Source organism: Neobacillus endophyticus (assembly GCF_013248975.1).
In the GTDB taxonomy this organism is placed as follows: Bacteria; Bacillota; Bacilli; order Bacillales; family Cytobacillaceae; genus Neobacillus; species Neobacillus endophyticus.
In genome coordinates this window covers 4217804-4243919 of record NZ_JABRWH010000001.1, presented here as the reverse complement: position 1 = coordinate 4243919, position 26116 = coordinate 4217804, and the positions used below count along the sequence as shown (strand labels likewise).

The 26116-nt window shown below is 35.2% G+C and carries 18 protein-coding genes and 2 pseudogenes; 16 read left to right on the top strand and 4 right to left on the bottom strand.

Annotated elements, in window-relative coordinates; translation table 11 throughout:
* Positions 1–126: 126 nt before the first annotated feature.
* The 5 genes from HPT25_RS20840 (at position 127) to HPT25_RS20820 (ending at position 6707) form a co-directional block, all read left to right on the top strand.
* Entirely contained in the window at positions 127–1497 is a 1371-nt protein-coding gene (locus tag HPT25_RS20840) for an MFS transporter (protein WP_173068715.1), read from the top strand.
* 42 nt (positions 1498–1539) lie between these two features.
* The gene (hutH, locus tag HPT25_RS20835; protein ID WP_173068712.1) at positions 1540–3087 is read left to right on the top strand and encodes a histidine ammonia-lyase; all 1548 of its coding nucleotides are present in this window, start codon (positions 1540–1542) and stop codon (positions 3085–3087) included.
* Positions 3088–3174: 87 nt separating this feature from the next.
* The gene (locus tag HPT25_RS20830) at positions 3175–4362 is read left to right on the top strand and encodes an AraC family transcriptional regulator (RefSeq protein WP_173068709.1); all 1188 of its coding nucleotides are present in this window, start codon (positions 3175–3177) and stop codon (positions 4360–4362) included.
* A 125-nt stretch (positions 4363–4487) separates the two neighbouring features.
* Positions 4488–5513 carry a M28 family peptidase gene (locus HPT25_RS20825; RefSeq protein ID WP_173068706.1) on the top strand — a complete coding sequence of 342 codons (1026 nt, stop codon included), beginning with the start codon at positions 4488–4490 and terminating at the stop codon, positions 5511–5513.
* A 792-nt stretch (positions 5514–6305) separates the two neighbouring features.
* Entirely contained in the window at positions 6306–6707 is a 402-nt protein-coding gene (locus HPT25_RS20820; protein WP_173068703.1) for a (deoxy)nucleoside triphosphate pyrophosphohydrolase, read from the top strand.
* A gap of 353 nt (positions 6708–7060) precedes the next feature.
* On the opposite strand, the pseudogene HPT25_RS20815 reads toward HPT25_RS20820, so the two are convergent.
* Positions 7061–8282 (bottom strand): annotated as a pseudogene (locus HPT25_RS20815) (IS3 family transposase).
* 80 nt (positions 8283–8362) lie between these two features.
* Here HPT25_RS20815 and HPT25_RS20810 point away from each other — a divergent pair.
* From HPT25_RS20810 to HPT25_RS29110, 7 genes and pseudogenes are all read left to right on the top strand, one after another.
* Positions 8363–11254 carry a DEAD/DEAH box helicase gene (locus HPT25_RS20810; protein WP_173068700.1) on the top strand — a complete coding sequence of 964 codons (2892 nt, stop codon included), beginning with the start codon at positions 8363–8365 and terminating at the stop codon, positions 11252–11254.
* Positions 11255–11405: 151 nt separating this feature from the next.
* The gene (locus HPT25_RS20805) at positions 11406–11729 is read left to right on the top strand and encodes a nucleoside triphosphate pyrophosphohydrolase (protein ID WP_173068697.1); all 324 of its coding nucleotides are present in this window, start codon (positions 11406–11408) and stop codon (positions 11727–11729) included.
* 38 nt (positions 11730–11767) lie between these two features.
* Positions 11768–12793 carry an HNH endonuclease gene (locus HPT25_RS20800; protein WP_173068694.1) on the top strand — a complete coding sequence of 342 codons (1026 nt, stop codon included), beginning with the start codon at positions 11768–11770 and terminating at the stop codon, positions 12791–12793.
* Between the two features lie 292 nt (positions 12794–13085).
* On the top strand, positions 13086–15029 hold the full coding sequence (locus tag HPT25_RS20795; RefSeq protein WP_173068677.1) for a DUF2075 domain-containing protein: 1944 nt from the start codon (positions 13086–13088) through the stop codon (positions 15027–15029).
* A gap of 135 nt (positions 15030–15164) precedes the next feature.
* Positions 15165–15716: a short-chain dehydrogenase gene (locus HPT25_RS20790; protein ID WP_173068674.1), complete on the top strand. Its 552-nt coding sequence runs from the start codon at positions 15165–15167 to the stop codon at positions 15714–15716.
* Between the two features lie 320 nt (positions 15717–16036).
* Positions 16037–16553, top strand: a pseudogene (locus tag HPT25_RS20785) (Crp/Fnr family transcriptional regulator).
* A 447-nt stretch (positions 16554–17000) separates the two neighbouring features.
* Positions 17001–17129: a hypothetical protein gene (locus HPT25_RS29110; protein ID WP_281368221.1), complete on the top strand. Its 129-nt coding sequence runs from the start codon at positions 17001–17003 to the stop codon at positions 17127–17129.
* A gap of 254 nt (positions 17130–17383) precedes the next feature.
* On the opposite strand, the gene HPT25_RS20780 is transcribed toward HPT25_RS29110, so the two are convergent.
* Positions 17384–17923: a hypothetical protein gene (locus tag HPT25_RS20780; protein ID WP_173068670.1), complete on the bottom strand. Its 540-nt coding sequence runs from the start codon at positions 17921–17923 to the stop codon at positions 17384–17386.
* A 793-nt stretch (positions 17924–18716) separates the two neighbouring features.
* Between HPT25_RS20780 and HPT25_RS20775 the strand changes: the two genes are divergently transcribed.
* Positions 18717–19535, top strand: coding sequence for an RQC domain-containing protein (locus HPT25_RS20775; RefSeq protein WP_173068667.1), 819 nt, complete (start codon positions 18717–18719; stop codon positions 19533–19535).
* 482 nt (positions 19536–20017) lie between these two features.
* Entirely contained in the window at positions 20018–20515 is a 498-nt protein-coding gene (gene lspA / locus HPT25_RS20770) for a signal peptidase II (RefSeq protein ID WP_173068664.1), read from the top strand.
* Between the two features lie 446 nt (positions 20516–20961).
* On the opposite strand, the gene HPT25_RS20765 is transcribed toward lspA, so the two are convergent.
* A complete protein-coding gene (locus HPT25_RS20765) occupies positions 20962–22113 on the bottom strand; it encodes an SLC13 family permease (RefSeq protein ID WP_173068661.1) in 1152 nt (383 codons plus the stop codon).
* Between the two features lie 267 nt (positions 22114–22380).
* Positions 22381–23826: a DEAD/DEAH box helicase gene (locus tag HPT25_RS20760; protein ID WP_173068658.1), complete on the bottom strand. Its 1446-nt coding sequence runs from the start codon at positions 23824–23826 to the stop codon at positions 22381–22383.
* Positions 23827–24377: 551 nt separating this feature from the next.
* Between HPT25_RS20760 and desA the strand changes: the two genes are divergently transcribed.
* A complete protein-coding gene (gene desA, locus HPT25_RS20755) occupies positions 24378–25409 on the top strand; it encodes a Delta(5) desaturase DesA (RefSeq protein WP_173071341.1) in 1032 nt (343 codons plus the stop codon).
* A gap of 81 nt (positions 25410–25490) precedes the next feature.
* Complete coding sequence (locus HPT25_RS20750; protein ID WP_173068655.1) at positions 25491–26021, top strand: response regulator; 531 nt, start codon at positions 25491–25493, stop codon at positions 26019–26021.
* Positions 26022–26116: the final 95 nt, after the last annotated feature.

Below are 26116 nucleotides of genomic sequence, written 5' to 3'. Positions count from 1 at the left end.
AAACTTTCAGAAAAATCTATAATTTATCTTAGTAAAGCATCAACGGAAATCTTAAAAACGCTTAATTAAATGGAAGGAGGGAAACTCCAAAAGAACGGCTAATCAACTAAACAAGGGGGAAATGGTATGAGTCAACAAACCTATCGAATCGATGATGCACCACTTAATAAGTTTCATTTACGAATTACGGCTTTAACATTTGGTTCTAACTTTTCAGATGGATATGCCCTTGGAATTATTGGGATGGCTCTTAGTCTGCTTGGTCCGCAAATGAAGCTGGGCCCTCTATGGGAAGGTCTCATCGGAAGTTCCGCCTTAATTGGATTATTCTTTGGAAGCCTATTACTTGGAGGTCTTTCCGATAAAATCGGCAGACAAAAGATTTATTTAACGAACTTTTTAATCATTACAGTCGCATCCGCCTTGCAATTTTTTGTCAATGATCCTGTAACATTATTTATTTTACGAATATTAATTGGTATTGCCCTTGGAGGAGATTATGCCGTCGGATCCACGTTGCTTGCTGAATTTGCTCCGCGAAAATACAGAGGAATTCTCTTATCCTCTCTAAATGTTTTGTGGACGGTGGGGTATGTCCTTTCTAATGTGGTTGGCTATTACCTTGAGAATGCAGGTCCTGAATCATGGCGCTGGATGCTGGTAAGTGCCGCTATTCCTGCCGTCATCGTATTAATCCTTCGGATCGGAACACCAGAGTCGCCAAGATGGCTGGTGAAAATGGGACGTAAAGAAGAGGCTCGAGAAATCGTCAGAAAATATATTGGACCGAATGCGATTATGGATGAAACCGTTGAAACACATGGGGGGACAAACTACCGGCTTGGGGACTTATTCAACAAACAACTTTGGAGACGAACAGCATTTGGCGGGTTATTCTACGTATGTCAAGTGGTACCTTACTTTGCGATTTATACCTTTCTTCCAACGATTCTGGATAAGATGGGCTTTAAAGAAACGTTTGCTGTTGATATGTGGTTGAATATATTCCTGCTTGTTGGCTCGATTGCAGGTCTATGGAGTACGGAGAAACTATCACGCCGTGGTTTTACGATTTATACTTTCATCATTTTAACCATTTCATTATTTGTTTTAAGTTTATTGCCAACAGGTTCGCATGGTTTTTCGATTATGGTATTTGCCATCTTTACTTTTGTGATGTCAGCAGCTTCCAATCTTACGCTTGTGTATCCGGCAGAATTGTTCCCAACCGAAATCCGCGGTACGGGTGTTGGAGTCGTGACAGCAATCAGCCGGGTAGGTTCAGCGATTGGTACCTTTTTGCTGCCAATCAGCGTAAGTTCATTAGGGATGACAGCATCCATGATCGCCATGTCAGTAATTCTATTTATTGGGACGATTGTTTCGATTGCCTGGGCACCAGAAACGAAATCACTTGGGTTAAATGAAGCAAGTGATCCAACATTGGAAGGTGCAGGTCATATAAGCGCAGGACAAACAATCGAGGGAAGAAGTTAGAACCCTTATATGGAAATATAGACGAAGGGAGTTGACGGAAGATTGACAGATGCCGATCCAAAGGATTTAAAAAAGGTTACGTTAGGTGAGGGGAATACGACAATCGAAGAAATCATCGCTGTTGCCAGATATGATGCGGAAGTGGTTTTTTCCCCCGCCTATTGTGCAAGAGTAAATCGCTCTCGTGAGATGATTGAAAGGTTTTTAGCCGAAGAACGAGTCATTTACGGTGTAACAACAGGTTTTGGGAGTAATGTAACTAAGAATATTTCGGTACAGGATGCCGAAACCCTGCAAAAAAACATTATTCGCTCCCATGCGGTATCAGTTGGTGCTCCGCTTGAAAAAGAAGTCGTAAGAGCAATTCAAATGATGATTCTGATCAATTTGGGCCACGGTTATTCCGGTGTAAAACTGGAAACCTTGGAACTCATTAGGGAATGTATAAATAAACAAATTATTCCTTATGCACCGGGGGACGGGTCTGTTGCCTATCTGTCGCCTGAGGCTCATATGGCCTTAGTGTTGATTGGTGAAGGAAAGGCTTGGTATAAGAATGAACTCCTGCCTGGAAATGTAGCATTTGAAAAAACAGGACTGAAGCCGATTGTGTTGGGCTGTAAAGAAGGGTTGGCACTAATAAGCGGAACAACATCTGTCACGGCTTTTGCGGCCTTGGCTCAGTATAATGCCAACCAGGCGGTGAAAACGGCCGATGTTGCCGGAACCATGACACTTGAGGCCTTAAAGGGAACGATTAAAGCCTTTGACCCAAGGATCCATGCGGCAAAAGGCCATAAAGAGCAGGCAACGACTGCCCAATTAGTGCTGAAAATCTTGGAAAGCAGTGAAATAGCTCAACAGTATCAGAATGAACGTCTGCAGGACGCCCTGAGCTTGCGTTGTATTCCACAAATGCACGGGGCCGTGAAAAAGACCTTGAAAGATGCGGCGGAAGTGATTCAAAATGAAATTCTGTCAGCCAGTGATAATCCCTTGATTATGGTGGATGGTGAAGGGGATGCGTTAATGGGCGGGAACTTTGATGGAACTTATGTGGGGATCTACGCGGATGCAATGGCCATTGCGTTGACGAATCTTGCCAAAATGTCGGAACGAAGAATTGACAGGCTGGTTAATTTCCATGTAAGCGCCTTACCACCATTTCTTGTAGCCAACCCGGGATTAAATAGCGGGTATATGATTCCGCAATATACGGCGGCAGGGCTGTTAAATGAAATGAGGAATTTGTCGCACCCGGCAACCATCGATAATTCTCCAACATGTGCTAATCAGGAGGATGTCGTTAGTTTTGCGTATCCTGCCGCGAAAAAAGTCTATGAGTTAACCAAGAAACTGGAATATATCATCGCGATCGAGTTAATGACAGCAGTACAGGCCTTGGATTTTCATTCGTCTTTAAAACCCTCTACGGTAAGTCAAAAAGTGGTGGAACTTATTCGCAGTGAAGTCCCATTTGTCGACGAGGATCGGTATTTTTATCAGGATATTGAATTCATTTTAAAACAAATCCATGAAGGAGAAATTGTGAGAATTGTCGAAATACTAATAGGAAACACGGATTGGTAAAAACGAAAATAAGGAAGCTTTTTTACTCGTAATGATGAGTAGAATAGCTTCTTTTTATATCATGAGTAAGAAAAGGGGGCTGGAAATATGGATGAGGAACTCATTCAAGTGGCATTTTCGCAAATGCTTTTATCAGGTACTTATACACATGTGGCACCCTACGAAACGATTCAGAAAAAATTTAATGTGAAAATAAAGCCCAATGTAGTGATCCTGGTGTCCGTTGACCGCTACCCTGATCTAGCGGAAGGAAAAACGATGGAGTGGAAAATAGAAATGGGCCGAAATCTGGTGACGAAAATGCGAGCCAGTATTTCCATTCCGTTTTTGTCCGCCTGGACGGAAGAAGGTGTTCTTGCCCTTTTACTTGATTACAAGGAGCTTTGTCATTCCGAGCACAAAAGCAAAATGATGACGCTTGCAGAGGAAATACAATCGGCAGCAGATGAAATCAAAATCAATGTCTCCATTGGAATCGGCAACTTCTATGATGATCCTTCTCTCATCATTCGCTCTTACGAAGAAGCCAAAAAATCAATGTCCGGAAGGTTTTTTCAAGGCAATAAACTGATTTTCCATGTTGACCAACGAAAAGAGATTGCTGAACATTTAAAAAGACCGTTATCAAAGGAAACGTCCGAATTATTTTCCATTGTCAGAATTGGCTATGCGGAAGGGGCCGTAACGCAGATTAAAGGTATTATGGAGAAAGTGGCAGAAACCTATAACTATAATGAAGAAATATTTAAATCCGAAGTAATCGATTTGTTAATGATGATGTCTCGCATGGTTCTGGACATTGGGGTCAGCCCTGTCACGATTTTGACGAACACGGCTAACTTTATCCAAGAACTGTACCAGACGATCCGCTACGATAAATTTGTCATGAAAGTTCGTCACTATGTCGAATGGTTGACCGGACAGGTGGAAGAACTTCATGTCCATGACGTATCACCGATCATTAAAGAAGCGATTCATTTCATGAAAGAAAATCACCAAAAGGAAATTTCCTTGGATGATCTGGCTAGAAATTGCCACCTAAGCAGGTTTCATTTCAGCCATCTTTTTAAAAAAGAAGTAGGCCAAAGTGTAATGGAATTTTTCAACAAACTAAGGATCGATAAATCCTTATATTATTTAGAAAAAACAGACTTAACCATTCAGGAAATTGCCTTAAAATCCGGTTTCCAGGATTCCAATTATTATAGCCGCTTATTCAAAAAATATATTAAATCGAGTCCAACAGAATATCGGCGTTTAAAGAAAGTCATGTAAATACAAAGAAATGGTGTACTTAATTTTTTTGGTTTGGTATTGGATTAGGTAACTCCCCGTAATTATAAATAAGACCATTATTTAATAAAGCGGAGGCAAAATGGGTCAAAAAAAGGAGGGGTTTGGTGAAAAAAGAGCATATCCAATTTATCCAAAAACTATCCAATCCTGGCCTAGACGGACGAGTACCAGGAACAAAAGGCCATGAAGCTGCCAGAAAACTTATCTTGGATCAGTTTAAAAACTTGTCGTTAACACCATTGTTAAGCAAGGAATGGGAACAAACCTATACCGCTTTTAATGGACTGGTTGGCCGCAATCTGCTTGCCCAAAAGAAGGGTTCCGGTGAAAAGTGGCTGCTTTTAGGAGCCCACTATGATCATATAAAGGGCTGTCCAGGGGCAAATGATAATGCAGCGGCTCTTGGCATATTACTCTCTGTCCTTGATTCATTAAAAACAACCAAATTAAATATCACCATTGTTTTAGCCTTTTTTGATATGGAAGAGCCAAGATACTTCATGACCAATAGTATGGGCAGTATCCAATTTTATCATCAGTCTCAAAAAATATTGAACTACAATCAATTCCTCGGGGCAATAATCTTAGATTTATGCGGTCATAATCTTTCTGTTAAAGATCGTGAAAACTCCTTATTTGTGATTGGCGGCAATACCTCTCCTCTTCTTTCTAAATCAATTAAATACGCTCAAGAAAATGAAAAAAATCTTCAAGTATTTTGTTTAAGAAACCGGTATTTATTTTATTTATCTGATCATTATATTTTTGAGATGAATCAAAAGCCTAACCTATTTCTTACATGCGGTCATTTCCCGTACTATCATACTCCAGAAGATACTTTTGAAAAATTGAATTTGGATAAGACCTCAAAAATTGCTTCGTTCATTAAACGGTGCATTCTAGCTATGAACCATGATCAAAGGAGTAGTCATTCATTACTCTCACCCGAAAATACTCTATTTAATCGAAAATCAGAAGCTGCTGAGCTGGGCCGTTTTTTAGAAATAGAAGTGGATTCCCATCATAACCTTGATCTAATATGCCAAGTTTTTTGGAGGGAAATATCGAAGGGTCAGATGATTAACCTGGAAAGAATTAAATTTAATTTGAGAGCTTTGGGTATTCTTTAAAGGTTTAATTGTTTCAACTAGCCATAGAGAAATTTAAACTGCAGTTGTTATTGTTATCAATCCATCCTATAAATATCTCAAAATCTATTGATTTCCGATGATAAATCGGTTGTTTTAAGAACTATCAATTAAGATAGTTAGTATTAGAAAAAGAAACTATGAAGACATTTATTCGATTCTGATATAATGATGGTTGTAATTCCTATTTAGGAGAATTTTAATCCGGTTTTAGGTAGAGGGTAGATTCCAATTAAATCAAGTAGCAAATAAAATAAAAAAAGTATGATTGACTAAAATTTCTATGCAAAAATGTTGAAGTGATTTTCAACAAATAATATAAAATTTAAAAATAAAAGGCTCTGTTATTATTCATTGTTAGATTCTCGTATAGGTAAGAAAAATCATAGGCGGAGAATTTCTGGCTAATGTACATAGAGGAAGTTTAAGAAGCAGATATAAGCGGAGATATTCCGATTAACTGCTCAAAATAAGACAAAATCCAAAGATTTGGATAATATAAAAGGAAAAACTTCCTTTATACTTAAGGAAATAGGTGTATTTCCCAATTTAAACGGAATTTTATCGTTAATTTTTCAAATAAAGTGAAATCAACATTCAGCTATAACAAAGCCAAATAAAAAGAAAACAGATGGAATTGAAAATTTAAAATAATGTCTTTTCATTTATAAAAAATGTTAATACGTGAACAAAATAGTGTACATTGTTTATATTATATTTGTAATAAAAATTAAAATACTTTATTGGAAATTACAAAGTTATATGGGGGAAATTATGAAAAAGAATATTTATGTCGTTGGTGCTATTATTATTCAAAACGGAAAAATATTATGTGCACAAAGAGGTGCAAATAAATCATTACCTTTTAAGTGGGAGTTCCCTGGTGGTAAGATAGAAAAAGGAGAGTCGCCTCAGGAAGCCTTATACCGTGAAATTAATGAAGAAATGCGTTGTAAAATTGAAATTCATGAACAAGTTGAGCATACTGTTTATGAATATGATTTTGGAATCGTTCATTTAACAACTTTTGCTTGCAAGCTTTTGGAAGGTGAACCTGTTTTAACAGAGCACGTGTCGATTAAATGGCTAGTTCCAAACGAACTGGATTCACTGGACTGGGCGCCTGCGGATGTTCCAGCAATTAAAAAGTTGTTAGAGATATCATTTGCCAATTAGAACATTAGATTTTGCTGTTCACTTTTTTGTGAATGGCTTTTTTATTCTTTGTATATTAACTTTAAGTTAGATATATCTTAAAATAAAATTAATTTAGTTGAAACGAATGGTGAGCATATCGGGTTAACCCCCGAATTTTGGACAATATCTCTCTTATTCTTTTATTTTCTTAGTTTTTTATTTACTAGATTTCTTTCGTTATTCTTCAAAAAGGCCATGTTGCTTGACATGGAGCCTCTGTGGGCATGATTCTTCTGCCAAGAAGCCAGCTGTTTCAAACATTGGCATCGCCGACCAAGGCTATCATGCCCACCACTCCAAATCAAGCTGTTGCTTTGAATAAGTACAGCCCATTATACCCGGACCTCCTTGATTACCAACGAGTTTTGTTTTTGATAGAATTCCTTTGGCGACAAGTCTAAAAGGCTGGAATGAATCCGTCTTTCGTTATAGTACACCATAAATCTCATGACTTCCTGATATGCTTCTGCATAGGTTTCAAACTGCCATCTGGACAAGCAATCGTCCTCAAAAATGCGATGGAAAGATTCTATATGGGCATTCATATTTGGGGTTCTTGGTGGAATTCTTTCATGTTCCATTTTCGAATTTTCACAAAACTCTTCAAAGGTATGCGAAATAAACTGTGGCCCATTGTCTGTTCGAATCACAGGTTTTTCCTTTTTAGCATATTGTTGGCGTTTCAATAACGCTCTTTGCAGAGTCTGTTTTACATCATCTCCGGTGCAGCTTAATCCCATATGATAGGCAACGATTCCTCTGTCATAGACATCTATAATGGACATGACAAAGAAAAAGCGATCTTCTCCTTCGATATATCCGTATTTAATATCTGCTTCCCAAAGTTGATTAGAAGCTTTAATGATCCGATTTCGTGCTAATTTACGTGGAAAAGAGACTTTCTTTTGTCGTTGTGGTGTAAGATCCCAAGTTCCTTACATAGGCGATATACCTTTTTCTTATTAATAGTCAGGCTATATTTTCTTTGAAGTACTTTGGTTAATTTGCGATAACCATAGTTATAAGCATCGCCTGCAATTTCTTCTAACAGAAATTCTTTGATTTGTTCATCCGATACTTTTTTTCCTTCCTCATTAAAGGAATAACCAGGTGCTGGACGACCCTCACTCACTTTTTTCTCTTCCACCCGGTAGTTCTTTTGATAATAATAGGTGGAACGAGGAATACCGATAATTTTGAGCACCTTTGAAATAGAATAGCCTTTGTTAATCCATTGATCAGCTACTTCAAGTTTTTCAGTAAGTGAGGGTTTTTCTTTTTTATTAAATCCCGTAAAATCGCTATTTCAAGGTCTTTTTCTCCCAAAATCATTTTGAGTTTTTCATTTTCCTTAGATAATTCTTTGGAATCTAGGTCTGGCAAAACAGCTACATCCATGTCTCCAAATTTTCCATCTTTATATTCACGGATCCATCGACTAACCATGTTTGGATTCAATTCATACCGACGAGCTACAAGGGTAATATTTCCTGTTTCTCGGGCTTCCTTAATGACTTGTAATTTAAACTCTTTTGAATGTTTTATTCGCTTCATGATGTCAGCCTCCTTGGTACATTAAGCAGTATAATAAAATTTACTCTTACTGTCCAAGTTCATTTTGGGGCTAATAAGATATGGGTAACTTTATTCAGAATTTAGAAGCATCTTTATATAAGGGGTTTATTGATCATAAATATAATAATAAAGGAAATTTTAAGCCAAGGTTACTAATTAATCATGTAAAAGAAAATGAGACAGTTTTAGATTCATTATTAGATGAACTGGCAAAATGTAAATCCTTTTTATTTTCAGTTGCATTTATTACAGAAAGTGGGTTAGCCACACTTAAAACACATTTATTTGATTTGAAACAAAAAGGGATAAATGGGCGTATTTTAACATCCACATTTTTAAAATTTAATCAACCAAAAGTTTTTAGAGAGCTTATGAAAATTGAAAATGTTGAAGTGAGGTTAACTGATTTAAAAGGTTTCCATTCTAAGGGATATATATTTGAACATGAAAACTTCTATTCATTAATCGTTGGAAGTTCCAATTTAACGGCTCATGCGTTGAAAGTAAATTATGAATGGAACATAAAATTATCCTCACATGAAAACGGGGAACTTATCCTCCATTTTAAAAATCAATTTGAAGAATTGTGGAAGAAATCAGAGATTTTAACGGAACAATGGATAGAGGTTTATGAAAAAATTTACACACAAGTGAGTCAAAACAAAGAAATTGAAGAAGTAATAGAATTTCCCAATGAATATAGGATTAATTCCATTGAAACTGCATTAAAAATAAAACCGAATAAAATGCAACAGGCAGCATTAAAGGAAATTCAAGCGTTAAGGGATGCAGGGCACGATAAAGGTTTGATTATTTCCGCCACGGGGACTGGTAAAACCTATTTATCAGCATTTGATGTGAGGCGCTTTGCACCTAAACGAATGCTATTTATTGTACATCGGGAACAAATATTACAAAAAGCAAAATCAGACTTTAAAAAAGTTATCGGTGGGCTTGACGAAGAGTTTGGGATTCTATCTGGTTCAAATAAGCAAACCAATGCGAAATACTTATTTGCAACGATCCAGACCATTTCTAAGGATGAAAACTTACAGCAATTTGAATGTGAGACGTTCGATTATATTCTTATTGATGAGGTACATAAAGCTGGTGCCATATCATATCAAAAAGTAATTAATTATTTTAAACCTAAATTTTTAATGGGAATGACAGCTACGCCAGAACGAACAGACGATTTTAATATATATGAATTGTTTAATTACAACATTGCATATGAAATTCGTCTTCAGGAGGCATTGGAGGAAGACATGCTGTGTCCTTTTCACTATTTTGGTGTTACCGATATTGAATATAATGGTGAAACCATTGATGATGCTACTATTTTAGATAAGCTTGTGACATCAGAACGCGTTAATCATATTCTAAATAAGATAGAGTACTACGGTTATTCTGGAAATAAAGTTAAAGGGTTAATGTTTTGTAGTAGAAAAGAGGAAGCTGCTAAGTTATCTCAGGCATTCAATGAAAAAGGTCTTAGGACTGTTGAGTTGACGGGTGATCATTCTCAAGAAGAGAGGGTATTTCGGGTTAATCAATTAGAAAATGGTGATCTGGATTATATTATAACAGTAGATATATTTAATGAGGGAATTGATATTCCTTGTATAAATCAAGTGGTAATGCTTAGACAAACGCAATCCAGTATTATTTTTATTCAGCAATTAGGAAGAGGTCTGAGAAAACATGGCTCAAAAGATTTTGTTACCATTATAGATTTTATCGGAAATTATAAAAATAATTATCTAATACCGGTCGCTTTTTCGGGAGATAAATCGCAAAATAAAGATAATATTCGACGTCAAACTCAAGATACAAGTTATATTAAAGGTGTTTCAACTGTAAATTTTGAAGAAATTGCTAAAAGGCGAATCTTTAAAGCAATCAATAACAGCAAATTAACTGATCTAAAAGTCTTGAAAGATGCTTACATCGAATTAAAAAATCGAATTGGGAGAGTACCTTATTTAATTGATTTTGTGTTGAATCATTCTATAGATCCTGTTGTCATTGCAGATAAGTATTCAAATTACTATCAGTTTTTATTAAAAATAAAAGAAGAAGTACCTTCGATTTCCAATTATGAAAATCAAGTGGTAACAATGCTTTCAAATGAAGTATTAAATGGTAAACGTAAACATGAAATTATTTTGCTTGATTTGTTATTACGTCATGAAGAAGTGGAATTTGATCAATTTATTAATTATTTAAAAAAACATGGTTGTTATATAGATGAATTAACCCTTTCTTCAATTCAACGTTTTATGGATTTATCCTTTTTTACCCAATCATACAAAAAGAAATATGGGGACCAGCCAATAGTGATTTTGGATGAAAACAAGATTTTTCGCTTTAACAATTTTATACAACAAAGTCTACAGCAAAATACCTATTTCAAAGTAATAGTAAACGATGTAATTATGAGTGCCAAAGAAAAAAGTAAGAAGTATAAATGTGATCAACACTTGACATTATACAGAAAATACACTAGAAAAGATGCTTGTAGATTATTGAATTGGACAAATGATGAAAGCTCAACAATATATGGTTATAAAACAAAACATGGAACATGTCCGATTTTTGTAACTTATCATAAAAAGGATGAAGTAGAATCAAGCGTAGACTACGGAGATGAATTTTTAAGTCAAGATATTCTCAAATGGTATACTCGGAGTAACAGGACGTTAGAATCAGAAGAAGTGAAAAAAATAATTGAAGCAAAAGAAAACCAAATCGATATATATATATTTGTAAAAAAGGATGACGACGAAGGAAGCGACTTTTATTATTTAGGAAAAGCACATTCTGATAAAAATACAGTCCAACAAGATAGTATGGAGGATGGGAAACCAGTTGTACATATGAATATGATAATGGAGGATAGTGTTGATAGTAAGCTTTTTGAATATATTATAAATGGAATAGATGATTAGAGAAATTTATACATGAATTAGATTCTTTCTACTTACCATTTAAATTTACAACCGCTATCTAAAAGGAACTATTTCAAAGTAGACTTTGCTACCGCAGTCCGTCAATATTTGGAAAAGGAAAATATTATTTAATAATCGGAGATTAAGTAAAATGGCTATTTATAATAAACTTGTTCGTGACAAAATACCTGATATTATCAAAAGTACTGGAAAGAAATACTCACTTAAGCAACTAAATAATAAAGAATATATTCAAGCACTTCAAAAGAAGGCTTTTGAAGAGCTTAACGAATACATAAATAGTAATACTAACAATGAAGCATTTGAAGAATTAGCGGATTTGTTAGAAGTTATTCATGCTTTTGCAGAATATCATGGTGGATCATTTGAAATGGTAGAAGATATTCGTATTAAAAAGCTATCGGAAAGAGGAGGGTTTAAGGAGAAAATCTTCTTACTTGAGGTTGAAAATTAAGTTGGGTTCGACCCTAATGATTTAGTGGGTGAAAGACAATGAGTTTCAAATTACAGGTCGGTGAGATGAAAACCGAATATTTAACGGATAAAGAAATTTGGGGGCATTTTAATTATATTTTTTCGTCAAAATCTAGGAATTCTACTACCTATAAATTTGTTCTAATTAAATCTATTTTGGAAAACCTATACAATGTTAATGATAAATTGGAATTATCTTATTCAACTTTATTTTCAAGTTTTGCGAAAATTTACTGGAATATGGTTATCCACCATAATCTTAATCAAATTAACATGTATGGTAAAAAGGCAGAAGTACAAACAATACTTTATGATATTCAGATACAAAATCAAATCCCTAATACATTAGTATTTGATAAACTGTCTAGTGATATCCAAGTAGATATTATTAATAGTGTGAAGAAGAAATGTAAAATCAATGTAATGGGGGCCATTTATGGTGATACCGGCTGTACCATTTATGATTTTGACAATAGCAAGGAACAATTAAGGCTAAATCCGACTTATTATGCCTTTATGCAACGGTTTCAACGAGTGTTAAATTATTTAACCAATTACCATCTTGCTTTATTTTTAGAAAAGTTTAATGAAAATGGTGATACGACGAATTTGCTGTTGAAGGTGGAAAATGTTTCTAAGAGATCCTCTCTCGATCAGTTTTACCAGATTCTTTCCTCTTTCTATAATGGCAAATGTTTCTATTGTGGAAAAACGATTAAGAATGGAAATTCGCATGTAGATCACTTTATTCCATGGAGTTTTGTTCAAGCCGATCAACTTTGGAACTTAGTAATTGCTTGCAGTAATTGTAATTTATCGAAAAGTGATAAATTAGCGGAAAAGGTATTTCTACATACTGTAATTGATCGGAATGAGACTTTTATCTCGATGCCTACTATTAAAAAAAGAGAAGACATGCAAGTTTATTCTAGTAGTAAGCTTAAAGATTTATACAATTATTCAATGGAAAATGGATTTACTGAATTTTTGGAAACCAAAGAAAATATGGGGTTAATTGTATTTCATAAAATGGACAAGAATTAATGTTGATTACAAGCCATATCCCTTGGAAGAGGATAAGGAAAGGGAATCTCGCTCTTATACATAGGAATGACAAGGATGAAGGAGTATCTTTGTTTGTCGTATTCAGGTGAATCGGAGTATACGAATTAACTGGATAAGATAGTGTATGAGAGTAAGCAGAATTAGAGAGGCTCAACTAATATTATATCTTGGAGAAATAATTTTACACAAAAAAGGATTGAAACATATGTTTTCGTATAAGTTAGATACGGGAATAAAAAAATAATAATTTAAAGGTTGGGACGGAATCAGAATGATCGTTTACGAAGCAACCAAATCAGAATTTCTGGACGATGTTTTTCAGGATGAACTTGTGAACAACATTTGCAGAAATTATCATTCGAAAATTGGCCGTATCAATGAACGGGAAGTGCGTACCTGGGATAATTCTATGCAATATATGTACCGTGTATTAATGGACAGTGAAATTCCGCAAGATGCCGGGATTGCGATTGAATTTAAAATTCCCTATACCTCGAAACGGGTTGATTTTTTAATCTCTGGTAAGAAGGATGAAAAAAATAATGTTGTAGTTGTGGAACTAAAGCAGTGGCAGTCTGTCGAGGTCATTCGCGGGAAGGAAGCCATCGTGAAGACAGTCATAAATCGTGGATTAGTGGAGACCACACATCCCTCTTATCAGGCATGGTCTTATGCTTCCTTAATAAAAGACTATAATGAAAATGCTCAAAAAGAAGATATCAATTTATATCCTTGTGCGTATTTACATAATTACATCGATCAAGGTGATCAAGATCCACTGACAGATCAAGTTTACCATTATTATATTGAACAAGCCCCTGTCTTTATTAAAGGACAAGCCAGGAAACTTCGTGATTTTATTAAGAAATATATTCAATATGGTGACAATAAAGAAAATCTTTACAAAATTGAAAATGGCAGAATTCGGCCGTCGAAATCATTACAGGATTCTTTAAATAATATGCTTAAAGGGAATCCTGAGTTTGTGATGATTGATGACCAAAAAGTGGTCTTTGAACAAGCAATTCACCTTGCGCGTGAGGCATTAAGAACGAATACGAAACAAGTTTTAGTTGTAACAGGGGGACCTGGGACTGGAAAATCAGTACTGGCGGTCAATTTGCTCGTTGAATTAACGAAACAAAGAATGGTTTGTCAGTATGTAACTAAAAATGCAGCTCCAAGAAACATATACGCGGCAAAATTAAAACAGGATTTCCGTAAAGGACTAATTGATAATTTGTTTAAAGGGTCCGGGAGCTATGTGGATGCTCCATTAGATGAGTTTGATGCTTTAATTGTAGATGAAGCCCACCGATTAAATGAGAAATCAGGCATGTTCTCTAATCTTGGTGAGAACCAAACGAAAGAGATTATCCAAGCTGCCAAGTTTTCGATCTTTTTCATTGATGAACGGCAGCGCGTAACGTTAAAGGATGCAGGCAGTATAGAAGAAACTGAAAAATATTCAATAGATTTTGGGGCAAATCTTACCAAAATGAATCTAGAATCACAATTCCGTTGTAATGGCTCTGACGGGTATTTGGCTTGGATCGATGATGTCCTCCAGATCCGTGAAACGGCAAATGCCCATTTTATTGGGGGGCAATATGATTTCCGTGTTTTTGACGATCCAAAAGAATTAAGTACTGAAATTGAAAAACGAAATTGGGTAAGTAATAAATCTCGTATGGTGGCTGGATATTGCTGGAACTGGGATAAAGTAGGCCAAAGTAATCCCGAATACTATGATATAGTACTAAATGAATTTGATTTCAAGATGAGTTGGAATCTTGGGAGTTCAGCCACTTGGGCGATTGATGAAGACTCGGTGCAACAAATAGGGTGTATCCATACATGTCAAGGACTGGAATTCGATTATGTAGGCGTCATTATTGGCGAAGACTTAAGATTTGAAAATGGTCAAGTGATAACGGACTATACGAAACGCGCTAAAACTGATTCATCCTTAAAAGGGATCAAAAAGATGTTGGCCAGCGACCCCGAAAAAGCAAAGAAACTGGCTGATGAAATTATTCGAAATACATACCGGACTTTAATGACACGTGGTCAAAAAGGATGTTATGTGTTTTGTACAGATCCAAAACTGGCTGAATATTTTAAGGAAAGATTTCAAACGAGTAATACTGAATACGAATCGAACGAGTTTTTCAAATCGTGGTCGGAAGTAGCCGAAGGAAAAGAGGATTATTAAAGTTGAAATCCTAGGAAAAAAATGTTGTAGGCTCTTTAAGCTGCAGCATTTTTTTATTTCGATAGTTTGATGAATTTCTGTATTTTTTGGAAAATTGCACCATATTATATAGTTAATTAGTAAGGGGAGTGCAAAATGAAACATGCGTTGGTGATTGGCGGGACAGGGATGTTATCTGATGTATCTTTGTGGTTAGTAAATAAAGGGTATCATGTTTCGGTAATTGGTCGAGACCATAATCGAATGGACAGATTAATCCGAAATTCAAAGAATGAATCACTCATCACTCCAATACTTGTTGATTATAAGCTTGATATTGAATTAAAAGAGCAGCTTAGAAGTTCAATTAAAAAGAATGGACAGTTTGAAATCGTCGTAGCTTGGATCCATTCAGGCGGTGAGAATGTTTTAGATATTCTAGCAAAAGAAACTTCAAGCAATAATGCTCCATGGAAATTGTTTCATGTCCTTGGAAGCAGGGCTAATTTAGATCAGGTTGAAAAGAATGTTCCTTTGAATGAAAATTGTCAATATCATCAGATTCAACTAGGTTTTGTCATTGAGGGAGAAGGATCCAGATGGCTGACCAATGAGGAGATCTCAAATGGAGTCATTGAATCTATAAAAAAGGATAGACCTAGACATCTGATCGGAGTTTTAGAACCAGCATCAATGAGACCATTATAAATGAGTCATGAAGGCTGTTAAATTGCCGATTTTCGATTATTTTTCATTGAGTAAATCTTTTTTGCATAATGGCAACATTAGATCAAAGATTGACTTTTACTAACCTACATATTAAAGCGAAAAATATTCTAAGTGTAAAAAGGGCGATATTTTCGTTCTTTTTTATTTTTAAGCGGAATATTTGAACTGGTTCAAAAAACGTTCAGACTTTTTGAATGCTATGTGATATACTGAGCAAATTACTCTTTAATCAAAATAAAAGGATTATAATAACAATGTAATCAAGTTAATAATACTAATTAATAAAAGGGGGCTTTTATATGTTTAACAAATTTTTAAGACAAAATAAACTAGCTGCTTTCTTTCTTACTTTATACGTTGGATACGAATTTTTAATGGCTGGCTTTGAAAATATTTATGGCGAAAAATTTGATGCTTCTGGATTTTTAGCAGGAGCTAGCTGTTGCTAAACCTGTTGTTGGGCCAACTGGCAGTGTCATACATCCAACTTATGTTGCTTTCTTAAAACACTTTGCATTACCAAATGCACATCTATTTAATGTATTAGTACCATTTGGTTAATTCTTGATTGGCTTAGGTTTAATCCTTGGATGCCTGACAACAACTGCCGCATTCTTTGGACTTGGCATGAACTTCTCTTACGTATTTGCTGTTACTGTTTCTACTAACCCATTAGACATTTTACTTGGTGTCATCATTCTCGCTGCCGGCTTCAACGCAGGACGGATCGGCTTAGACCGTTGGGTGATCCCCTTCATTCGTAAATTTGCCGCAAAAGAAAATCTTACTGTTCATAAAGTTAAACAAAGTGCTTAACAGAAGGCTCAATTTTAAAAATCAAAAACTTGCATACTTTAATCAGAAACCAACAGGTTAAATTATATATCCCCTATAATTCATAACCTGTTGGGGTGGAAAAGTACAACACTCTTTTAAAGGGTGGGGTATTTTTTGTTATTGGTGACTTACTGTTTTTGGAGATGGATCACAAGAGGCTAATTTATTCTTTTTATAAATGCCGCAAGAATCTAGTCACGAAATAAGGAGATGTTAAAGTAGGTTTATAAAAGAAAACGATATACAACAAAGTTTAAATCTCAAATCGTGCTGAGGATCTAAAAGAAGAAAAAACCATAAATGAAATTGCTTCCTTTCATGGGATCCATGTAAAGCAAATTCGTCAATGGCGAAATGCTTTCCTTGAACAAATGCCCCAAATATTTGCAAAAGACAATAAAAAGGCTGATCAGTTGAAAGCTGAATATGAACAACAAATCGAAAATCTATATGCTGGTTGGGAAAGGCCAAGCACTTGACAGTATCATAACCGAAAAACTATGGAGAACGCTCAAGTATGAAGAAGTCTATTTAAAAGAATACGTGACTCTTTAAGAAGGAAGAATAAAGTAGGATGAATCGCTTACAAAAAATTCACACTATCCTCTGATGCCCCAGTGAGCACCTCGTGCTTCAAAAAGCAGACATTCATAATTGGTTTCTGACTCACCTTAAAAATATTAAATTAGTGTCTTGACGAAGGGGGCCACTTTAGACCATGAAATACGAATGAGTGCATAAGATAAGATTGAGGAATTGGAGAAAGGAGTTGCTTCAAAGAGGAGTAGGAGGATAAATTCGAGGGTTTCTCAAAATGGAAAAGAATTTAGTTCCCCTTTCATAACAAAATTTCCATAATCAATAACAGTGATGGTATCTCTATTAGATAGGGCTAAATTGTCCCTCTTTAAATCATGAGGTATAATTCCATAAGTTAGGAATTGGTTTTTCAGTCGTAATATCATATTTGGTGTAATTTCAGGAATTTTTCTCGTCAGCTTCTTCATTATGATCCAACCATGACCATACTGTATGACTGGGCACAGGCTGTTTCTTATTTTCGGAGAACACTTATTATATATTTCATATTCAGTTTTATTACTTTCAATCCCGGAATTTGAAATAGCGACTTTAAGTACATATCCATTCCCCAAATCATAAACTATCCTAAAAAAACCATTTCCAATGATATCGTAATTTAACTTTAAACTTTTCTTAGCTACACTAATCCGATGATTTATATCCCAATAGCCCCTTTTATTCATATTTACAATCCATGAATCAATAGTTCGTTGATCATTACTAGATAAGATGTTTTGATTAGAATTTAATCCTTCACTTTTAGACATAATAACCGACACCTCCTAAATCAAATTAGTTTGGCATGCATAAATGTTTTCCTGAAAAAAGACGATTAACTGTTTTAATAGGAATTTATGTTTGCAACTATATAAACTCTTGCTTTATTTATCTTATTTTGCGAGAAAGCAAAGGGTATGGGGCATGTCCTAGTTTTACATAAATAGGTACGAGTTATAACACCAAATCAGAAGGACACAATTAAGATATATCAGGTCAATTATGTTGGAAAAAGTGCCAGGGCAAGCAAAAGCTTGTCCTTTTATATTGTCATCAGTCCAATACTTGTCGGCTTAGACCGTTGGTTGATCCCGTTCATTCGTAAATTTTCTGCAAAAGAAAATCATACTGTTCATCATGTAAAACACAGTGCTAAACCTAAGGCTCAATTCAAACCATCAGGTCAAATTATATATCCGCTAAAATTCATAACCTGTTGGGACGGAAAAGTACCTCACTCTTTTAAAGGATGGGGTACTTGTTATTATTGGTGACTTTATGTTTATGGCGATGGATCACAGGGCTAATTGATTCTTTTATTTCATTTATTTCTCTTTAAAAATGTTAAATAGTAAAATATCTTTTAATATAGAAATAATACTATTATTTTTTTTATAAGGTAGATGGGAATATTATTTGAGACACCATTCGAATTAAACGAGAAAACCCCATCTGAATTGCAAAATATTTACCACTGGAAATTAAAATCCCTGCTGTATAAGTTGTTTGTAAAGCATTTCCATGGATATACTTTTCATTAGGTAATTAAAGTATTAATAAAAGATGAGGGAACAAAATGGGGAAAAAAGAAAAACGAATCAGTGTCGAGCTGAATCTAACGGGATTAAGACTCTGCCAGATCATGAAATCAAAACGATTTTAAGAGGGGCAGATGATTTAATCATGAGCGGAGGGCGTGGAATGCTTGCGAAAATTCTTGCGGGTTCCAAAGATAAAAAGCTGTTAGAACTTGAATTGGATGACAGCCCTGTGTATGGTGCATTCAAAGGTCTTACGCAAAAAGAAATTCTTGCGAAAATAGACTGGATGATCCTCCATGACTTTTTAGATATTGATTATGATGGCAGACTACCGCTGCTTGTTTTTACTGATAAGGGCTGGGAAATTGAACGCGATACGTACACAGATGAACTTATGGATAGGCTTATCGAAGCAGCCCAACATCAATTATATGAATTTGTCGAGAATTTAAAGGATCGCAACCGAGGTATGATTCATTTATTATTGGATAAAATTGCGGTCTCCGGAAAGAAAGATTTCATTACCATTTTAAAAGCATGGCAAATAATCGAATATAAAAAAGTTAAAGCAAAAATTCAAGAAGTGATTGATATTTTAGAGCAAATAGAAAGACCCCTAGAGAATGATTCAGATCAAGACGTTCTCTCTTTTTCTGCCAATAAAAAATGGCTTTCGAATCCGGTAGAAATACGCAAAAAACTGGAAGGAAATGTTTGGTGTTCTTCTTGTCGTGATGCTGTTCAAATTGAAAATTATGTGGTTAAAGAATCACCTCATGGAATTATTTTGGAAGGAAAATGCCGAAAATGCGGAGGAGCAGTAGCAAGATTTATTGAGTAAACATCATTCAAATAGACGGCTTCAGAAATATTAGAGAACATAACTACCATAAGATTCTTCTTGGTATTTTAAAACAAATTTACGAAAAAGCATTTGACGGATTTTACAAAACTTTACACTCGAGATTCTGCAATTCTATGCATACATTTCATTTTTTAAAGGTAAAAAGGGCGGTATTTTCGTTCTTTTTTATTTGGCTTGGTTCCGTTTTATAGACAGCAAGGAATATGAGAATACCTCATCGAATAAGAAAAATATGTTGGTCAAATTGTGTCTGTTTACTGTCACCGACACGAACACAAAGCTTCGGCTTTCTGCTTATTCTTATTAAGCTAACGGTCAGGATATTGTTGCAATCTATTATGAAAAACCAATGATTTATTGCCGAAATATGGTATTATTGAATAAGTATTGGGAATTCAAAAACTATTTTTCTTATACTAAGTGAGACCCCACTTTATTTCAGAAAGGGAGACCATAATTTGATTTATTATGCTATTGCATTATTCGTCTTATTAATTGATCAATATTCCAAATGGATTATTAGGAATAAACTTAGTTTGAATGAATCCCATCCTATGATTCGAGATGTCCTTCAAATCACTTCAATCCGTAACAGAGGAGCGGCTTATGGTATTTTAGAGGGGCAACATTGGTTGTTTATTGCAATTACGTTCATTATTATATGTGGAATTTTGTGGTACATTCGCAAAGTGTTGAGAGAAAAGAGGAAAATCTTAGCAATTGCAAGTAGTTTTATTTTAGGTGGGGCGATCGGGAATCTTACGGATCGAATATTTTTCGGTAAAGTGGTAGATTTCATTCAATTTAATTTTCATTTTACAATTTTCGGACATTTGTTTTATCCGCTTCAGATTTTTAACATAGCAGATTCAGCTATTTTTTTGGGTGTTGTACTTATTTTTACCAATGCCTCTTTTGAATGGATAAAAGAGAGCAAAGTTAAGAAAGCCTATTAATTAAACTAACGTGGACGATAACTCAATTAACCGCCTTTTCACAAAGGCGGTTTTCTTATGGTCACTAATCAACATTAGAATTTAATATAGCCTTTTATTTAAGCAGGATTCCAAAAACGTTTAAACCTTATTGTCACAAATACATAACCCATTGATTTCAGCTTATCCTTTTTTCGAACAGAGGGTTTAAAGTTCCTTGCAACAGAGTAAGTTCATTTAAAAGCTCCCTACAAATAAAAAACACCATCCTTTCCATGATCGTACAGAAATAATAGTGTTTTGTACGTTTGGAAGATATCATTTTCCTTAGTTAGATAGTTAGTGGGCGGTACCCCTAATTGAAATACGTTAAGGCAAACCCAATATTGAAACCCCATTTCCTCATGAGAAATGGTGTTATTTATATTCGTAGGATTCTAAGTTGCTTAAACCTACTAATTGGTATATTAAAAGAAAAATTGATTTTTCATTGTAAAATAATAAACAAGAGTTAATAGAGCTAAAATGGAAAAGTTATAAAAGCTAAACTTTATAAGGTACATTTTACTTTTTTGTGGATCTTTTTTAATAAAAAGTTTATATGAAATGACACTTGCGAGGGAAGCAACAATCGTACCTAGTCCTCCTAAATCCACACCAACTAATAAAGGCTGCCATTGCACGGTGAATTTTGATAAAAAGATCGCAGCTGGCACATTGCTGATCAGTTGGCTTAAAATGATGGAACTGAAGAAGATAGATGTTGGACTTTTGAGATTTTCGGTTGCAAATGAGTGTACTACCTTTAATTCCGATACGTTTCCTATAAATATAAAAAAACATATAAACGTAATCAGCAATAAATAATCAATTTTCTTGAGTAATTTTATATCAAGGATATATGCGGTTCCCAATACGATGATGAACACAAGTTTGTAGCTTAAAACTCCTAGTATGGATGCAGATATGATGCAAAATAGAATTCCCCAAACGGTTGCCTTATTTTTATTTTTTATAGGAATCGTCGGAAGTTCCATTTCCAGTGTTTTACTCTTCAATCTTTGATTAAGAAAGAATAACAGAATAATTCCAAGAACCACTAATAGAAGGATGGTGGTGAAAAATTTTATGGGCTCTATTCCGTAGTAAGTAAATATGAAAAGATTTTGAGGATTCCCCATAGGAGTTAGGCTGCTTCCGATGTTAGCCGCAATGGTCTCTAGTATAATCGTATCTAACATAGAAGTTTGTATAATCTTACTAATTATAAGTGTTAATGGTACAAATGTTAATAATGCCACATCATTCGTTACGAGCATGGAACTAAAAAAGCATAATAAAATTAGGATGGCTGAAACACTTTTACTATTATGACATTTCCTCAGTATAGCAATGGCGAACTTATCCAATAGTTTAAGGTCTTCCAGAGCCTTAACTGCGAGCATAAGATTAAATAAACTGATTAATACTTTAAAATTAATATATTCTATTTTTGGTGCATGGAATAAACAGCTTAGGATGGCTAACAAGAGTGATATGGTAAATACAATGTCTTTTTTTAAAATTCCAAATTTCAAGATCACTTTTTTTACGTTCTTCAAATAAAGATATACTTTCATCAATTCCCCTCCAGTTCCATTTATTCTACTACATTCTCCTGGTACTTGCATTTGAAACCTCAACGGACCCAAAAAGCACCATATTTGCTATGCGATCGCAGAAGAAATTGCTTTTTTTCGTTATAATGATTTGTCTTGGTATGATGGGCATGGGGGACAGGTAACAAATGCCCGTACTGTTGACTTTAAATCCTAAATAAAAAATCCCCTTATCTTTTTTAAAATAAGGGGGATTAAAGGGATTAAAGTTTATTCTGTAAAAGTTTGTTATTTAATTGCTTTGCTCACTTTTAACTTCTTTCCTTTGATCGTCGCATTCTCCATGGCTTGTAAAACTAGTGAACCCTTTCCATTCAGAATATCAACATATGACATATGATCGTGGATGGTTATAATGCCGATATCATCTGCTGTGACTCCAGGGATTTTTGCGATCGTTCCCACAAAATCAACAGCACGAATTTTCTTCTTTTTTCCGCCGCTGAAATGGAGTTTCATAATATCTTGATTGATTCGGGCTGTTTTATTATTTCTAACAACTCGCCTGCCGCTAAGTTTTTCTTCGAAAGCAGCTTTACCGCCAGCCACATCCAAGTGGCTAGGAGCTTCTATAGCAGGAATCTCAAAGCCGATGTATTTTTCAATTGCTTTCATGAACTTTCCTTCAAAAGGTGTCGAAAACGTAATGGCTTTTCCTCTATTTCCTGCACGGCCTGTTCTCCCGGTTCGGTGCACATAGCTCTCTTTTTCCAAAGGAACATCATAGTTGATGACAAGTGTCACATTATCAATATCAATCCCTCTGGCAGCTACATCGGTGGCCACCAGATAGCGGAAGTTCCCCAATTTGAAACCTTCCATAACAGCAAACCGGTCTTCTTGTTCTAATCCTCCATGGAGTCTTTCACAAGAATATTTCGCTTTTTCTAATTCGCTGTACACAGCATCTACATGTTCTTTGGTTCGGCAGAAAATGAGGCAGCTGTCTGGATTTTCTACAACCGTGACGTCTTTAAGCAGTGAAATCTTTTCTTCTTCTTTCACTTCCATTACAAAATGCTCAATGGTATCGGCCGTTACCCCGGTGGATTCAATTTCAATATGAATTGGATCTTTCATATATTTATGACAGAGATTTTCCACATCTTTAGGTAAGGTGGCAGAAAAAACCATCGTTACTCGCTCTAAAGGCAGCTCTTTGATGATCTCTTCTACTTCATCGATAAAACCTCTATTCAACATCTCATCTGCTTCATCAATGATAAGATACTTTATTTGATCTAAAACTAGGGTTTCTCGTTGAATATGGTCCATGACCCGTCCTGGTGTACCCACGACTACATGAGTTTTTTGTTTTAATTCCTCCTTCTGTTTTGTAAAAGGTTCTTTCCCATAGACGGCCACCGCTTTAATGCGTTTAAATCTTCCGATATTTGTAATATCTTCACGTACTTGAACTGCAAGCTCCCTAGTTGGAGTAAGAATTAAGGCCTGTGGTTTTTTTTCCTCCCATTCCATCATTTCACAAACAGGAATGCCAAAGGAGGCAGTCTTACCACTGCCTGTTTGGGATTTTACGATAAGATCTTGATTTTCCATTGATAATGGAATGACTTTACTCTGAACTTCTGTTGGCGTTTCGTATTTTAACACAGCTAGTGCTCTTTTTATTTCATCGCTTACATGATAATCCGCAAAACTTCTTTTCGTCATTTCTTAACCTCGTTTTTTGTTTTTTCAGACATATGTATAGAATTCTCTTAAAGAAATTTCATATGCATATGGTTCATTATACTTGAAAAGTGCCGAAAAAATCGGTTTTTATTTTAAATTTTAGCTCTGTTATAGCTGAATATTGAATCCACCGTGTTTGAAAAATAATCGGTAAAATTCCGTTTAAATTGGGAAATACACCTATTTCCTTAAAAATAACGGAAGTTTTTCCTTTTATATTATCCAAAACAGTGGGTTTTGTCTTATTTAGAGAAGTTAATCGGAATATCTACGCCTATATCTGCTTCTTAAACTTCCTCTATATACATTAGCCGGAAATTCTCCGCTTTTGAATTCTCTTGCCTGCAAAAAAAATCAACAATGAATAATAACAGCTAAATTTTAAAAAATAACCTTTGCGGATTATTTCTTTGAAACTAACTTGTATATGACATTTATCATGGTCTGTACCTGACACCTGCTACTTACAAGGTGATATTTATTCCACTATAATAAACTTTATCAATATAAAGGAAGGGAATTTGAATAAATTGACCTTAAAAAATACTTCTAATTTAAAAAAACAAGTTGCTCCTTATGAAAAATCAACGACGAAAGAAAGTGTTTGGCAGCTCATCAATACCGTCGTACCTTTTTTAATCTTATGGTACCTTGCTTATAAAAGTTTATCTGTTTCTTATTGGCTATCACTCGTTCCTTCTGTGATCGCAGCTGGGTTTTTGGTTAGGATTTTCATTATCTTTCATGATTGTACCCATCATTCCTTCTTTAAAAGCCGACGTGCCAATCGAATAGTTGGAACCTTTATGGGGGTTTTAACCATTTTCCCGTTTGATCAATGGGGATATGAGCATGCTGTCCATCACGCTACAAGTGGGAACTTAGATAAGCGGGGGACAGGAGATATTTGGACACTCACAATAGATGAATATGTGGCAGCACCATTAAGGCTGCGTTTGGCATATCGTTTTTATCGCAATCCTTTTGTTATGTTTGGATTAGGTCCGATATATGTTTTTCTGCTTAAAAATAGATTTAACCGAAAAGGTGCAAGAAAAAAGGAACGTATGAACACTTATTTGACGAATATATTGATTGTAGCGTTAGCAGGATTCCTCTGCTGGGCTGTCGGATGGCAGGCGTTTCTTTTAGTACAAGGAACGATATTTATGCTATCAGGTTCAGCGGGCATTTGGCTGTTTTATGTCCAGCACACTTTTGAAGATTCTTATTTTGAAGGGGATCAAGATTGGGAATATGTAAAAGCAGCAGTGGAAGGAAGTTCTTTTTATAAGCTTCCAAAATTTATTCAGTTTCTTACTGGGAATATTGGCTATCATCATGTTCACCATTTAAGTCCAAGGGTTCCCAACTATAAATTGGAGGAAGCACACAATCACACACTTCCTTTACAAAACGTACCGACGATCACACTTGCTACAAGCCTGAAATCTATACGTTTCCGCCTTTGGGATGAGGAAAATAAGAAATTTGTGAGCTTTAAAGCGATCAAAGGTTTAACAAAAAGCAGTGTTTCAGCTCAAGTAAAACCTGAAATTTAACATATCATTTATGGCTGACTTCTCTTTTTTTTAGAGGAGTCTCTGCTTTAAAAGCTGCTGACAGATAAGGAGAGAAATAGGATGATTCGAATTGTCATTGCTGAGGATCAGGGATTGTTGTTAGAGACAATTAGTTCCCTCCTTAATTTGGAAGAAGATATGGAAGTGGTTGGGAAGGCAAGTAATGGAGAAGAGGCTCTAACTCTTGTTGGTCGATTGAAGCCCGATGTTTGTATTATGGATTTAGAGATGCCTGAAAAGGACGGACTTGAGGCGGCCGAGGCTTTAAATCCATCTGAATGCAAAATTATCATTTTAACAACCTTTGCAAAGGCAGGTTATTTTGAGCGTGCATTAAAAGCAAATGTAAAAGGCTATCTATTAAAGGATGGCACAAGCAATGAATTAGTCTGTTCAATTCGCAGCATAATGGATGGTAACAGAATTTATGCTAACGAACTAAGCGACTTAGATTCGAGTTATTACGAACGGGACACGAAAGGCTTAGCGCAGATTGCTGGTAGGAATTGTAATCAGCAGAGAAACACCTATGGAATGGTCAGACATTATATTTCAACCATCATGGATAAAATGAAGCTGCCGACCGGGTAAAAATAGTTGTAATGTTTTCGTGAAGAAGTAAGCCCGATTTAAAGAACTTTCTTTAATTAAAATTCACAAAAAGCCGATTTCGAAATCGGCTTTTT